General features: G+C 49.5%; 13 protein-coding genes. All 13 read left to right on the top strand.

Annotation, left to right across the window (positions count from 1 at the left end; translation table 11 throughout):
* The first annotated feature begins 4 nt into the window (after nucleotides 1-4).
* The 13 genes from AB1S56_RS17770 (at nucleotide 5) to AB1S56_RS17710 (ending at nucleotide 14,180) form a co-directional block, all read left to right on the top strand.
* Nucleotides 5-787, top strand: a complete 783-nt coding sequence (locus AB1S56_RS17770; protein ID WP_340868300.1) for an ABC-2 family transporter protein — start codon at nucleotides 5-7, stop codon at nucleotides 785-787.
* Nucleotides 788-1,013: 226 nt separating this feature from the next.
* Complete coding sequence (locus AB1S56_RS17765; protein WP_340868299.1) at nucleotides 1,014-2,321, top strand: extracellular solute-binding protein; 1,308 nt, start codon at nucleotides 1,014-1,016, stop codon at nucleotides 2,319-2,321.
* Nucleotides 2,322-2,381: 60 nt separating this feature from the next.
* Nucleotides 2,382-3,251 carry a sugar ABC transporter permease gene (locus tag AB1S56_RS17760; protein ID WP_340868298.1) on the top strand — a complete coding sequence of 290 codons (870 nt, stop codon included), beginning with the start codon at nucleotides 2,382-2,384 and terminating at the stop codon, nucleotides 3,249-3,251.
* 25 nt (nucleotides 3,252-3,276) lie between these two features.
* Nucleotides 3,277-4,116, top strand: a complete 840-nt coding sequence (locus tag AB1S56_RS17755; protein WP_340868296.1) for a carbohydrate ABC transporter permease — start codon at nucleotides 3,277-3,279, stop codon at nucleotides 4,114-4,116.
* A 36-nt stretch (nucleotides 4,117-4,152) separates the two neighbouring features.
* Entirely contained in the window at nucleotides 4,153-4,830 is a 678-nt protein-coding gene (locus AB1S56_RS17750; protein ID WP_340868294.1) for a DUF4867 family protein, read from the top strand.
* A 29-nt stretch (nucleotides 4,831-4,859) separates the two neighbouring features.
* The gene (locus AB1S56_RS17745) at nucleotides 4,860-6,884 is read left to right on the top strand and encodes an alpha-glucosidase (protein WP_340868292.1); all 2,025 of its coding nucleotides are present in this window, start codon (nucleotides 4,860-4,862) and stop codon (nucleotides 6,882-6,884) included.
* A 5-nt stretch (nucleotides 6,885-6,889) separates the two neighbouring features.
* Nucleotides 6,890-8,239, top strand: a complete 1,350-nt coding sequence (locus AB1S56_RS17740; protein WP_340868291.1) for a hypothetical protein — start codon at nucleotides 6,890-6,892, stop codon at nucleotides 8,237-8,239.
* Between the two features lie 18 nt (nucleotides 8,240-8,257).
* Nucleotides 8,258-9,415: a diphosphate--fructose-6-phosphate 1-phosphotransferase gene (locus AB1S56_RS17735; RefSeq protein ID WP_340868290.1), complete on the top strand. Its 1,158-nt coding sequence runs from the start codon at nucleotides 8,258-8,260 to the stop codon at nucleotides 9,413-9,415.
* Nucleotides 9,412-10,161: a GntR family transcriptional regulator gene (locus AB1S56_RS17730; RefSeq protein WP_340868289.1), complete on the top strand. Its 750-nt coding sequence runs from the start codon at nucleotides 9,412-9,414 to the stop codon at nucleotides 10,159-10,161. The genes AB1S56_RS17735 and AB1S56_RS17730 overlap by 4 nt, the downstream gene beginning before the upstream one ends.
* A 14-nt stretch (nucleotides 10,162-10,175) precedes the next feature.
* Complete coding sequence (locus tag AB1S56_RS17725; RefSeq protein WP_340868288.1) at nucleotides 10,176-11,048, top strand: class II fructose-bisphosphate aldolase; 873 nt, start codon at nucleotides 10,176-10,178, stop codon at nucleotides 11,046-11,048.
* 42 nt (nucleotides 11,049-11,090) lie between these two features.
* The gene (locus tag AB1S56_RS17720) at nucleotides 11,091-12,527 is read left to right on the top strand and encodes an aldehyde dehydrogenase family protein (RefSeq protein WP_340868286.1); all 1,437 of its coding nucleotides are present in this window, start codon (nucleotides 11,091-11,093) and stop codon (nucleotides 12,525-12,527) included.
* Nucleotides 12,528-12,542: 15 nt separating this feature from the next.
* Nucleotides 12,543-13,484 carry a hypothetical protein gene (locus AB1S56_RS17715; protein WP_340868284.1) on the top strand — a complete coding sequence of 314 codons (942 nt, stop codon included), beginning with the start codon at nucleotides 12,543-12,545 and terminating at the stop codon, nucleotides 13,482-13,484.
* Between the two features lie 126 nt (nucleotides 13,485-13,610).
* Nucleotides 13,611-14,180: a glycerol-3-phosphate responsive antiterminator gene (locus tag AB1S56_RS17710; RefSeq protein ID WP_340868283.1), complete on the top strand. Its 570-nt coding sequence runs from the start codon at nucleotides 13,611-13,613 to the stop codon at nucleotides 14,178-14,180.
* Nucleotides 14,181-14,183 lie beyond the last annotated feature (3 nt).

Raw genomic sequence — 14,183 nt, 5'->3', positions numbered from 1 at the left:
GGACATGCGACTTTATTTCAAATATTTGAACATCCATCTAAAATCGCAGATGCAGTACCGCACCTCGTTCTGGCTCATGAGCATTGGGCAGTTTTTTATTCCGTTTATGGTATTCGCCGGGCTGTACCTCATGTTCGACCGGTTCGGTCAGCTGAAGGGCTGGAGCTTCTTCGAGGTGGCGTTATGCTTCGCGATCATCCATCTGTCCTTCTCGCTTAGCGAATGCTTCGCCCGAGGGTTCGACGCGTTCTCCTCGCTTGTGGGCAAAGGCGACTTCGACCGGCTGCTGGTCAGGCCGCGAAGCACGGCGCTGCAGGTGCTGGGCTCCAAGTTCGAGTTCACAAGAATCGGCAGGCTGCTCCAAAGCATGTTTGTGCTGGTCTGGTCGGTGGCGAGCTTGCCTGCGATCTGGACTATCCCCAAGCTGCTGACGCTTGGACTTATGATAGCAAACGGCGTGTTTATATTTACGGGCATATTCATCCTGGCCGCGACGTTCTGCTTCTGGACGATTCAGGCGCTTGAGGTTGCGAACGTGTTCACGGACGGAGGACGGGAGATGGCGCAATATCCTTTGAGCATTTACGAGAAGTGGGTGACGCGTTTTTTTACATTCATCATTCCGTTTGGCGCCGTCAGCTACTTGCCGCTTATGTATCTGCTTGACAAAAGGGAGGGCAGCGAGCTGCTGCCGATGCTTTTCACCTTTGGCGGTGCGCTGTTCCTTATTCCATGCTTGTTCATCTGGCAATTCGGCGTCCGGCATTACCGTTCGACGGGTTCTTAGGACCGTTGTAGAAAAGGCAACGCTTGATGTGCAGTCCAAGCGATTTCGTGCATCAAGCGAGTTGTCTATCTGTTGCCTCAAAAAAGATTCTTAAAAAAAGTATTGCAAACGCATACAAAGGTAGTTACAATAGCATTAAACATAGTGATGTTATGATGTTTGCGCAGCATCAACAGAAAGAATACTATGTTTAGCACACGCTTACAAAAATTGAAGGGGTGTATGTATGAAGAGTTGGTTCAAGCCGATTGTTGGAATGTTATTGACGGTAATGTTTATTACAGGTTGCGCAGGGAATACCAACAATACGAATGCAGGTTCAGGCAAAAATGATGGTACTGCAACGAGTACAGCGGCGGCAACCCCTGCTGCGGATAAAAAGAACGTGAAGCTCAGCTTTATTCACTGGCGTGGTGAGGATAAGGAAATATTCGATGAGCTTATTGCGGACTTTGAAAGTAAACATTCATACATCGATGTGGAAATGAACGTATTCCCTTCTGAGCAGTACTTGTCTACATTGCAAGCAAAGCTGATTGACGGTGGCTTCGGCGATGTATTCACATCGTTTCCGGGCGCTCAATTCGAGACGCTTGCGAGCTCCGATCTGTTCGAGGACATATCGGATGTTGATTTCAAGGATCGCTACAGCGAAAACTTAATCAAGGCTGGCCAGAAGGACGGCAAACAGCTGGCTTATCCGTATCAGCTTGTGTTCAACCAGCCTGTGTATAACAAAAAAATATTTAATGAGCTGGGCCTAACGCCGCCGACAGATTGGGAAGGCTTCCTTGCGCTTAATGAAACATTGAAGCAGAACGGCTATATTCCAATCGCATTCCCAGGCGCGGATATTGGACCAGGCCAATTCTTGAACTCCATGATGATGAATAACAACACAGATGAAGAAATCTGGGCCAAGGTCGAGACAGGCCAAGCCAAAATCACAGAAGAATGGTTCGTTAAGACACTTGCCCAGTTCAAAGAATTGAATGACAAGGGCTACTTCCAATCCGATTCGCTGGGAACCGCAAAGGATATTGCCGGGGCGCTGTTTGCTCAAGGCAAGGCCGCAATGCTTGCCACAGGGTCGTATATGATGTCATCCAACAAAGCGTTGAATCCTGAGCTGGAGCAGGGCTTGCTTGCTCCCATTACAGTGGCAGCCGATCAAGCCGTATTCGAAGGCATTCATACTACCACATTTATGATGGCTGTCAACAGGAATTCAACGGTGAAAGAGGAAGCCAAGCTGTTCATTAAGTTCCTCACAGAGAAGGAAAATGCGGAGAAATATGCGGCAGCAACAGGCCAGCTTCTGACGCTGAAGGACTTGACCTACTCATCGCCGGAGCTTCAGGAATCTGCAACCTGGCTTGAGAAGAAAACGAGATTCCATCCTCGTTACCTCATCACCGTGCCAGCAATTGAGAAGGCGGTTGTGACATCCATTCAGAATGTTATCGCTGGCAAGTCGCCTGAGGAAGCTGCCGCCGAAGCGCAGAAGATCGTGGACCAGAACTTGAAGAAATAAACTGCATAGGGCCAGAGGGGACGGCACGCCTTCCCCTCCGCCTTATTCCGGAGGCAACATATGAGACAGAGCAAATCACTCTATTTGTTTATTATTCCTGGACTATTCTTCTACCTGCTGTTCTTCGTTTATCCAACGATAAATGGCTTAATATTGTCCTTCACTGAATGGAACGGCTTCTCGGCGAAACATTGGGTGGGGCTCGACAACTATAAGAAAATGCTATTAGAGGATGATATTTTCTTTAAGGCTTTGACGAACAATCTTAAGTTCATGCTATACGTTGTCGTATTTCAGACTGGATTATCTCTCGTTTTCTCTATTCTGCTCGTTAAAAATTCGAAGTCGAACATTTTTTTTCGGGCGCTGTTCTTTTTCCCGACCATTCTATCTTCTATATCTGTAGCCTTCATATGGGGCTTCATGTACAACCCGAATCTAGGTGTCATTAATACTGCGCTTGGCAGCATGGGTCTTGAGGTGCTGGCGCAAAATTGGCTGGGTAATCCCCATCTCGCTATTTATTCCATTGCTTTCGTGCAAGTATGGGCACATACCGGTCAGATGGTTGTTATCTTTGTAGCCGGACTTCAATCCATTCCAGAGGAGCTCTATGAAGCTGCGCACCTGGATGGCGCTAACAGATGGCAAGCGTTCAAGAATGTGACGTGGCCGTTGGTAGCGCCGGCAGCAACAATTGTTGTGGCATACACGACTATCCAATCCTTCAAAGCGTTTGATCTCATTTTTGCATTGACCGGCGGTGGACCTGTATATTCTACAGAAATTTTATCCACCTACATTTATCATACAGCGTTCCAAAGCTCGGAGTTTGGTTACGCAGCAGCTCAATCCATGGGCTTTATGGTTATCATAGCTCTTATTACATTAGCCCAATTCAAGCTACTGAGAGGGAATCGAGCTCTCTGATCTGTCTGCGAAAGGATGAATAGGAATGAATCAGCTTAAGCAAGAACCAGCGGCATTAAAGCTAACAAGGAAATTGGCAATTGTCTTGTTCGCCCTGCTTATTCTTGTGCCTGTATCGATTGTGGTGCTCGCATCCTTCAAGCAAATGACGGAGTTGTTTATGAACCCGCTCGGGTGGCCCAAAACGTTTTCCTGGAGCAACTATCAGGAGATGTTTTTTGAGCAATCCATCGGCAAGTACTTCATGAATAGCGTAATTGTGACATCCACTACGATTGTCGGCATTTTGTTTTTCTCAAGCCTGCTCGCATATGCTATTTTCCGTTTCTCTGGCTGGAAGTCGGCCGTGTTGTATGGGTTGTTCGCAGCGGGCATGATGGTTCCACCTCAAGTGAATATGATTCCGATCTATTCGGTAGTGTCGGATTTGAATTTGACGAACTCCCTTACGGGGCTGATCGCTGTATCGATTTCGATCTTTATGCCTGTATCGGTATTTATTTTGGCTGGATTTATGAACTCTCTCTCCAGGGAAATGGTAGAAGCTGCGGCAATTGACGGGGCGAGCGAGTGGCGAACCTATTTGCGAATCATACTTCCGATTTCGATGCCTTCCATCTCAGCTTCTGCTATCTTCTTAAGCGTCATGGTATGGAATGACTTGCTGTTCCCATTGCTGCTTATCAATTCGAACGAAATCAAGACGCTGCCGCTTGCTCTGCTGCAGTTCCAAGGTGAATTTATGACCAACTTCCCGATGATCTTCGCTGGCGTTATTATTGCTTCCGCTCCAATGGTGTTTGCATATGTGCTGCTGCAGCGCTTTTTCGTTGAGGGGGTTACGGCTGGATCTGTCAAAGGCTAGCCAATCAAATGGATTCCTGAAAAGGGTGTGAACGTAATGGATACTGTACTGGAACGAATTCGTTCCCTAAATCCAAGGCTTAGAATGGATGCAGTAAATGATAAATCTTTTCGTCCTTATGGAAGGGTGCTGCAGGGCTTTGATGTATCAGATCTGCTGCTCACGATGAATAGCCGCTCTATACCAGAGGAGGGGAATGTCTATGTAGCGTCGGACGCTGAGCTTGAGAGCTCGCACGTATTTGCGCCTATTCAAGAAAGTGTATACGGGTCCATGGCTATTCAAATCGGCTATTGTAACGGTAAAAATTCCAATCTGAACGGGCTGGAATATCACAAGTGCAGCGAGATTAATATAGCTGTGACAGATCTTGTATTATTGCTGGGACGCGTTCAGGATGTTCAAAACAATATGTTCTCTTCAGAGCAAATCCACGCTTTTTTTGTACCGAAGGGCACGGCTGTGGAGCTTTATCAGACAACCTTGCACTTCGCTCCTTGTAAAATAAGCGACGAGGGCTTCAAATGCATTGTCGTGCTGACGAAGGGAACGAATGAGCCTCTTGAGTCAATGCCTGCGAAATGTACAGAAGAGGATGAGCTGCTCTTCATGCGCAATAAGTGGCTGCTGGCTCACCCAGAGCGCAGGATTCTCATCGAGCGAGGCGCTTATGCTGGAATTGCGGGGGAAAATACGTACCTGCAATATGCCTAAAACCTAATAAATAAGTCAGAGGTGAGCAAATGTCTGCGATTCGTATTAGAGAGCATCATGATGGTTTTACGGTAGAGCACAATGGTCTGCTGTTATGCAGGCATAGCGAGTCTGAACCTATGCTCTTTACAGGCTGCGGCGAGGAACAAATGGATATGTATCGGGGCAATTTTAATATTCAGGATTATGTGATTGAGCGTTCTCCGCTTCGATATGCTCAGCTGAAGTCTGATGCGGGAGAGACACAGGCATTTTTCTCTAGCTGCCGCGGCGGAGAACCCGTTATGACCTTAACGTTCGCGGAGGAGCAGGGCCGTCTTAAAATCAGCTTTCATACATCTTCCTCATTCATTAATCGAGTGTGGCTGCGTATGGCGGCAGAGTCCGAGGAGAAGGTATACGGCTGCGGCGAACAAATGTCGCACTTCAACATGCGGGGCAAACATTTCCCACTGTGGACCTCGGAGCCAGGAGTAGGGCGAAACAAAAAAACGTATACGACATGGATGGCTGATACGCTGGATCATGCAGGCGGAGATTATTACACCACCAATTACCCGCAGCCAACTTACGTATCCAGCCGCAAATATTATTGCCATGTAGAGACAACAGCCTACGCTGATTTCGATTTCCGCCATACATGTTATCACGAGCTGCACATATGGGCTGTACCGGAATTTGTGCTCATCGACTCCGCCCCTTCATTCTTGGAGCTTGCTGGGAAGATCGGCGACCTGTTCGGACGCCAGCCTGAGCTTCCTGAGTGGACCTATAACGGCATCTGGCTTGGTATGCAAGGCGGTACGGAAGTTGTGCAGAGCAAGCTTGAGCATGTGCTGTCACGAGGCTTGAAGGTAGGAGGGCTATGGTGTCAGGATTGGCAAGGCAAGCGAATAACTTCCTTCGGCAAACGCTTGATGTGGAATTGGAGATGGAATCCTGAGGAATACCCGGCTCTGGACACCCGTATTCGTGAGTGGAAGGAGCAAGGGATACGATTCCTTGGCTACATTAATCCATACGTTGCGGTGGAGGGGGACTTGTATCAAACGGCTAAGGAAAAGAATTATTTGGCCCTTAATGAATCCGGCGATATATATAATGTAGATTTTGGTGAATTTTATTGCGGTATTGTGGACTTCACAAATCCTGAAGCCAATGAATGGTACAAATCCGTTATTCGAAACAATATGATTGATTTCGGCTTGGACGGGTGGATGGCAGATTTTGGTGAATACTTGCCAACAGATGTTGTGCTTCACAATGGCGTATCGGCGAAGCTGATGCATAATGCTTGGCCGGTCATCTGGGGAAGAGTGAACTATGAAGCCATCAGCGAAGCTGGGAAGCTCGGAGAGATTGTCTATTTCATGAGAGCGGGGTACTCGGGGATACAGAAGTATTGTACGCTTCTCTGGGCAGGCGATCAAAGTGTGGACTGGACGCTGGATGATGGCCTTGCCTCCGTTATTCCTGCTGCGTTGTCCTCTGGTATCGTTGGCAACGGTCTTCATCACAGCGATATCGGCGGATATACGAGTCTGCATGGCAACAAGCGCAGCAAGGAGCTGTTCATGCGATGGGCGGAGATGGCAGCATTTACTCCCGTTATGCGTACACATGAAGGCAATCGTCCCTATGATTGCTGGCAATTCGACAGCGATGATGAGACGATCGATCATTTGGTGGCAATGACGGATGTGTATGTAGAGCTAGCTCCTTATACCAAGCTCCTCGTGCAGGAAAATGCGGAGCGGGGAATCCCTGTGCAACGCCCTATGTTTATGCATTATGAAGAAGATTTGCTCTGCTATGAGCTGCAGTATCAATATATGTACGGGCCAGATCTTGTAGTAGCGCCTGTCTACTCGCCCGACGTCCAAGTCTGGAAGCTGTATTTGCCTAAGGATGAATGGGTTCACCTGTGGAGCGGAGGGCTCTTTACTGGCGGAGACTTTGTAGAGGTGGAGGCGCCTCTGGGTAACCCGCCTGTCTTCTATCGAAGCCAATCCCCTCATGCTGCCTTGTTCGAGAGTTTCAATAAAGCAAAATAAAGGAAGTGAACCTATTGCTTAAGTCCACCGTTCTTTACTTACCTATTGGCCGCAAGACATTCGATTTAGAGGCAGCTGAGGGGATTCGGAAGGAATCCTCAGCATGGCTGGAGAGTCAATGCTCGGAGCTGCTTCAGCCCGACAGCATCCTAACCTCTGTGGAAGAACTGCTTGCATTTATGGAGCCGTTGAGAAGGCTTAAGCTGGACTCTATTGTCTATCAAAGCGTTACTTTCGCTGATGGCGAGTTTGTGCGCGCGGCGCTGCAGCATTCGTTTGCTCCCGTCATTGTATGGTCTGTCAGAGAGCCGAGTGTTGGTGGAAGACTGCGTCTGAACTCCCTCACCGGAGGCAATAGCACCGCCAATGTCCTTCATAATATGGGACATCCATTTTCCTTTGTTCTAGGCAATCCGACCGAGGACAAAACAAGGAACAATCTGTATCAAATGCTGTTGATTAATCGTCTTATAGGCAAGCTTCAACAATTTACAATCGGCGTGGTAGGCGATCATCCTCCAGGGTTCTTTTTCTCAGATTCTGATGAGAATCTTCTGCATGAGACCTTCGGTGTACGCGTGCACAAGATGGATCTCGCCGAAGCCTTCCGTGAATGCGTCAAGCTGGAGGAGGCCGAATGGATCCCAGCTGTTGAGCGGGCGGAGAGGCAGGTTGTTGGTCTGCAGCGCGGGGACGAGACAGTGACCAAGTTCGCGCAATTCTACACCTATATAAGGAGCTATATTCAAAAAGAGAGCATTCAGGCTATTGCGGTGAGATGCTGGCCGGAGTTTTTCACAGAGCTGGGCGCAGCAGCATGCTCCACTCTGTCGCAGTTCACAGAGGACGGGGTCATGTCCTCATGCGAATCTGATATACATGGCGCGTTATCCATGTATATTCTGCACGAGCTGAGCGGCGGCCAAGCTCCATATCTGGGTGATCTTGTTCATGTGGATGAAGAGCGAAATTCCGTCGTATTCTGGCATTGCGGAGCAGGCGCTTACTCTTTGGCCCATCCTTCCACTGGAGCCAGAGCTGGCTTGCATCCGAATCGTAAGCTGGGCTTTGCCATGGATTTCGGACTCAAGGCAGGGGAGGTTACCATCTTCCGAGTGGGCTTTGGACCTACGGGCTATCGAATGCTGATTATGAAAGGCCAGGCGCTTGATGCTCCCCAGGCTTTCCATGGCACATCCGTTGAAGTAAGGCTGGCGGGGCAAGCAGCAGATACGGTGAGCAAGCTGATGCTGGATGGCTTCGAGCCGCATTATGCCATAGTTTATGCCGATGCGACAGCTGCACTTCAAGAATTGGGGAGACGCCTTGGCATTGAGACGATTGTATATGTTTGATTGAAGGGATGATTGGAGATGCGCAGAATCGCCGTGGGGCAAGCCGGAGGACCTACCGCTGTCATAAACACCAGCCTTGTGGGACTGATAGACGCGTTGTATGGACAAGTAGACATTTATACGGTGTGGAATGGTTATCAAGGTCTTGTGGATAACGATATGGAGCTGCTCGATGAATCCTTGTTTGACTGGATCAAAAAGCATGAGCATGTGCCAGGCGCGTGCTTGGGCTCCGGTAGATACCCATTCACGCCAGAGCTGATGGAGCGAGCCGTGCTGCAGCTTAAGCAAAGAGATATTCATTCTCTTATATTTATAGGCGGCAATGGTACGATGACCGCTCTGCATCTGATGAGTGAAATGGCGAATGCGATGCAATATGAGCTTCAAGTCATTGGCATACCGAAGACCGTGGATAATGATCTGGCGTGTACAGATCACGCTCCGGGCTTTGCCTCCGCAGCTAGGTATGTAGCGCTGACAGCAAGAGATATTAGCAAGGATCTGGAAGCGATGAGAAATTTCGAGCAGGTCCGCATTATAGAGACAATGGGAAGGCATACAGGCTGGCTCGCCTTAAGCAGCGGCTTCTTGAAAGCGTCAGAGGACATGGGTCCACATCATATCTATTTGCCGGAGCGACCGATTGAGGCTGGAACATTTCTGATGGATGTTCAGCAAAGCGTGCAAGCTGTCGGGATGGCAACGATTGTTGTCAGTGAAGGTTTCACCTTTATAGGTGAGGACCTTGTGGAGAGAGAGGTCGTCAATGGGAGATCTGTGCTGGGCGGTATTGCGGCTCAGATGGAGCAGCTGACCAGGGAACGACTGGGTTATACGGTTAGATCAGAGAATATGGGCATGCACCAAAGGAGCGCGAATTGCGCAGTTTCTGCCCAGGATCGTATAGAAGCTTATGAAACGGGTCAAAAGGCTGCCACCTTTTTGCTTAGCGGCAAATCCAATGTGATGGTTAGTATTCAAAGATTGCTAGGAAAAGGATATACTTATGTATTAGAAGAGCGGATGCTTGGTGATATTGCGGAATATGGCGAAAGGTCGCTTCCGGATTCCTTTATCTCCAATCCAGCTCAATTCTATACATGGTTGGCTCCTATTATTGGTGATCCCATAGTAGACTATCCTTCCATGAGGAAAAGGAGCAATGTCTGTTGAGCCATAATACGTTCCAGCCAGACGCCGTCGACCCTAACAAAAATGTATCTTTATACTTGCAGGTCAAAAATGCGCTTCTTAAAAATATTCAAAATCAGACATGGAGAACGAATTCCCTGATTCCTACAGAGCAAGAGCTGATGGACATGTTCCAGGTCAGCAGAACGACTATTCGTCAAGCTATTGCGATGCTGGTGCAGGAGGGCTTGCTTGAACGCCGTCAAGGAAAAGGCACCATCGTGCTCCCGATGAAGCTAGTAGGGAATCTTGGACGATTACGCGGCTTCGCGGAGGAGGTTGTTGAGCGGGGGATGGTGCCGCGCTCCCAATTAATCCGCGCTGAATTTGCTTCCATGCTGAGCTATGAGAAAAACATGCTTGAGGTGCCTGAGAAGGAATCCGTTCTGCTGGTTGAGCGCATTCGCTTTGCCAACGACACTCCAATTGCCATTGAGCGGAGCTGCTGGCCTGAGAAGATCGGGAAGATTCTGATGATGTATGATCTAAACTCAGCCAAGTATTATGAGATATTGGAAAGCCATAATATTCATCTTAAGCAGGCGAGGGAGAAGATCTCAGCCATTAATGCCACATTGCATGAGGCAGATTTATTGGGCATCCGCGCCGGAGAAGCTTTGCTGGAGATGAATCGACTTAGTCTTGGATTGGACGACCGTCCACTGGAGTTCACAAGAACGAAGTTTAGAAGCGATCAATACAGCTATGACATTGAACTTAACCGATAGGAGTGGAGCAGAAGATGGCGTTTGTCTCAGGAAAAACAATGCTCGATAAGGCTTTGGAGGGGAAATATGCGGTTGGCGCCTTCAGTGCGCATAATGCCGAGACGATTCAAGCTATTCTGATGGCGGCAGAGGCTGAGCAGTCCCCAGTCATGATTCAGATCGGCCAGAGAGTTATCCATTCTATAGGCATGGAGCCGATGAAGACTTTGATCGACAGCTTTGCGAAACAGGTTCAGATTCCGATATGCATTCATCTGGACCACAGCCGTCAATACGGACAGACCATGAGCGCGATTCAGCTTGGATTTCAATCCGTTATGTTCGACGGCTCGGCGCTTTCCTTCGAGGAGAATGCGAAGACAACACGCAAAGTAGTGGAAGCGGCGCGTGTGCTCGGCATTGGCTCGGAGGGCGAGATTGGGAAAATTGGCGGTACGGAGGACGATATCACCGTTGAGGAAGAGGATGCGATGATTACGACCGTACAAGAGGCCGTACAATTTACGGAGGCTACGGATGTTGATTATTTGGCCGTCTCGATTGGAACAGCGCATGGGATATACAAGACTACACCGAAGCTGGCATTCGAGCGTCTTCAACAGATCAGTGAAGCGGTTAAACGGCCAATCGTGCTGCACGGCGGCTCGGATGTGCCGGATGATCAAATTGTACGGGCCATTAGCCTGGGAGTTGCCAAGATAAACGTGGATACGGAGCTTCGCCAAGCGTTCACCAAAGGCATGCTGGAGGTGCTGGAGCATAATAGAGAGGAATATCATCTTGCTGTATCTCTGGGACGAGGCAGGGAAGTGATGCAAGCCAAGGTTCAAGAGAAGATCCGTTTGTTCGGAAGCGCTGGCAAGGCACAAGATTATGTCCAATCATAAGTTCAAAGGTCGTAACATTACAACAAATTTGAGGTGATGAAAGTGAAGGATCAGACATCGCTGCATTCTCCATACGGTCTGTTCATCAATGGCGCTTGGCAACACACAGAGGATCAAATCGATATTCTTGATAAGAGCACTTCGCAGAAAGCAGCTTCTATCTCTGTCGCCAATCGCCAACATGTTCACCAGGCCGTGTCAAGCGCACAGCAGGCATTGAAGCAAGCCTTCGCTCCATATGAGAGGTACACCGTATTGATGCGGGCTGCCGAGCTGATCAAGGAGCGTCGCGACTTATTTGCCAGAACACTGGCAATGGAGGTAGGTAAGCCTATCCGCGACTCGTACGGAGAGGTGGATCGCGCCACTCAGACGCTCATCATTTGTGCGGAGGAAGCCAAGCGTATCCACGGAGAGGGGATTCCTGTTGAAGCGGCGCCAGGCTCCGAGAATCGGATGGCCTTCTCCATTCGGGTGCCTGTTGGCGTAATTGCCGCCATTACACCCTTCAACGTTCCGCTTAACCTCGTATGCCACAAGATTGGTCCGGCGCTGGCAGGGGGCAACAGCGTTGTGCTGAAGCCTTCCGAGGTAACGCCAATTGTTTCCTTACTGCTCGCCGAAGCGCTTGCTGAAGCTGGATTGCCTGCTGGCCGCTTGAACGTCATCACAGGCCATGGTCCGCAGATCGGAGAGTGGCTGACGGAGGATGCCCGAGTTCAAATGTTCTCCTTCACTGGCAGCATGCGTGTCGGCCAATGGCTTCGTCAGAGAGCGGGTATCCGCAAGGTAGCGCTGGAGCTGGGGAATAACTCCGCGAACATCGTGCACTCTGATTGCAATCTGGATCAAGCCGTAGAGATGGTAGCGACCAAAGGCTTCAATAACGCTGGGCAGGTATGTATCTCTGTTCAACGTGTATATGTCCATTCCGATATTTCGGAGTTATTTTTGGCGAAGCTGAAGGAGCGAACGGAAAGGTTCATCGTGGGCCATCCCTTGGAGCTGACAACGGATGTTGGTCCGATGATTTCCGTAAAGGAAGCGGAACGAGTGGAAGGCTGGGTCAAGGAAGCGGTGGAGCAAGGCGCAACGCTAGTGACTGGCGGGGAACGCAGGGGCCCATACTTCACCCCAACCATTTTGTCGGATGTTACAGCGGATATGAAGGTGTGCAGACAAGAGGTATTCGGACCTGTGGTCGCTGTAGAAGTCTATAGCGATTTCGACGAAGTAATCGCCAAGGTGAATGATTCGGACTATGGTCTTCAAGCCGGCTTGTTCACGAAGGATTTGAATCTAGCGATGAAGGCTGCACGCGAGATTGAGGTGGGGGGACTCATTATTAACGACGCCTCTGCTTATCGTGTGGACGCGATGCCTTACGGAGGTGTCAAGAACAGCGGCACCGGCAAGGAAGGTCCAGCTTATGCTCTTGAAGAGATGACGGAATTAAAGCTTGTCGTCATCAATTTATAAGGCGTCGATCTGCTAATGGATACTTTACGAAGAACGAATGGCTTTTTGGAGAAGTGGATTGCCATTATCATGCCGCTTATTATGCTGCTTGGCATGTCGACAGGACATCTGCTATTGGATTGGACAGGATGGACAGGAATTCTCTTTATGCTGTTAACGTTCCTGTCCTCCATCCACGCCGATTTCAATCGAATCCTTCATATCGGCAAACGTCCTTGGTTATTCATCTGTCTGATGCTGGTGCTCCACCTTCTCATGCCTCTGGCTGTCTACCCTGCAGCGCAGCAATTATTTCCCGAACAGGAGCAGCTGGCACTGGGCATCACATTAATTACGCTGCTGCCGCTCGGTGTAACCTCGATCTTCTGGGTATCCTACAGCCGGGCTAATATGGAGACCGTATTGTCCTTTGTGACGATGAATACCCTTCTAAGTCCGCTCCTGGTGCCGCTTACCTTCTTATGGGTCATTGGAGCCGAGGTGCAGCTGTCCGCGGGAGCCCTTATCATAAGCCTGATGAAGCTGGTATTGGTCCCGACCATTCTGGGCATCTTTTTTGGAAGTTGGCTGAGACGCAGGGACGCTCTGGCTAAGGCGCAGCAGGGCGCCTCATTTGCTTCCAAGCTGTTGCTCTACATGATTGTGCTGCTGAATGCAGCTTCTGTAAGTGAGCAGCTAGTCTCCATTCAAGAGAGCCTTGCTGCCCTGTTGCTGGCTGTATTCGCTGTCATGCTGTTAGGCTATGCGCTGAGCAGTCTTCTGGCGCACTCGTTGACTAAATCGAGGGATATTCGAATAGCTGCAGCTTACGCAGGGGGCATTCGCAATTATACGGTGGGTGTTGTCCTGGCGGCTTCATTTTTCACTCCGGCAGCCGGAGTGCCCGTCCTTCTGGCGATGCTCCTGCAGCATCCCGTGGCGCTGATGTTTTATTATCTGTTCAAGCGCTGGAACTAAACCTTGACAATCGGGAGCAATCCCATTATATTCGTAACAAGTTAATAAAGTGTGGAGATTAGGAGAACACGGCACCTATTGAGAATAGGATTGTTGTGTTCTTTTCTGTCTATGGGAGGGACTCTCTTGTCAATGTTTGGGCAATCCATACTGCCGGCTGCGCGCAAGATGAAGGATCTGGAGAAGCTGATGGACATGTCGTATGAGTATATTGTGCTACTTGACAGCCATATCGGCTCATTGAAGGCGCTTGCGGATTTGGCCAGGGCTCATGGCAAAAAGCTGCTGCTTCATGCCGACCTGATCGAAGGCCTGAAGAACGACGAGGCAGCGGCGCAATATTTATGCCAGGTCATTAGGCCGGCCGGGGTCATCTCCACCAGAACGAGCGTCGTTCAGACGACCAAGCAGAACGGGCTGATCGCCATTCAGCGGCTGTTCCTGCTGGACACCAACGCTGTGGAGAAAAGCTATGTGCTGCTTGAGCGCACGAAGCCGGATTTGATTGAAGTGATGCCTGGCGTCATTCCACATATGATTAATGAGGTGCTGCAGCGCACAGGTATTCCTGTATTCGCTGGAGGCCTCATACGCACAGGAGAGGATGTCGAGAGCGCACTCGCTGCAGGCGCCTCGGCTGTGACAACTTCAAATCGGGAGCTATGGCGCCAATATGAAGGGGAGAACAGGAGGTAATCA

The sequence above is a fragment of the Paenibacillus sp. PL2-23 genome (genome assembly GCF_040834005.1).
Lineage (GTDB): Bacteria > Bacillota > Bacilli > Paenibacillales > Paenibacillaceae > Pristimantibacillus.
Note: the sequence above shows the minus strand (reverse complement) of the source record. Positions and strands in the feature narration are given on the sequence as shown.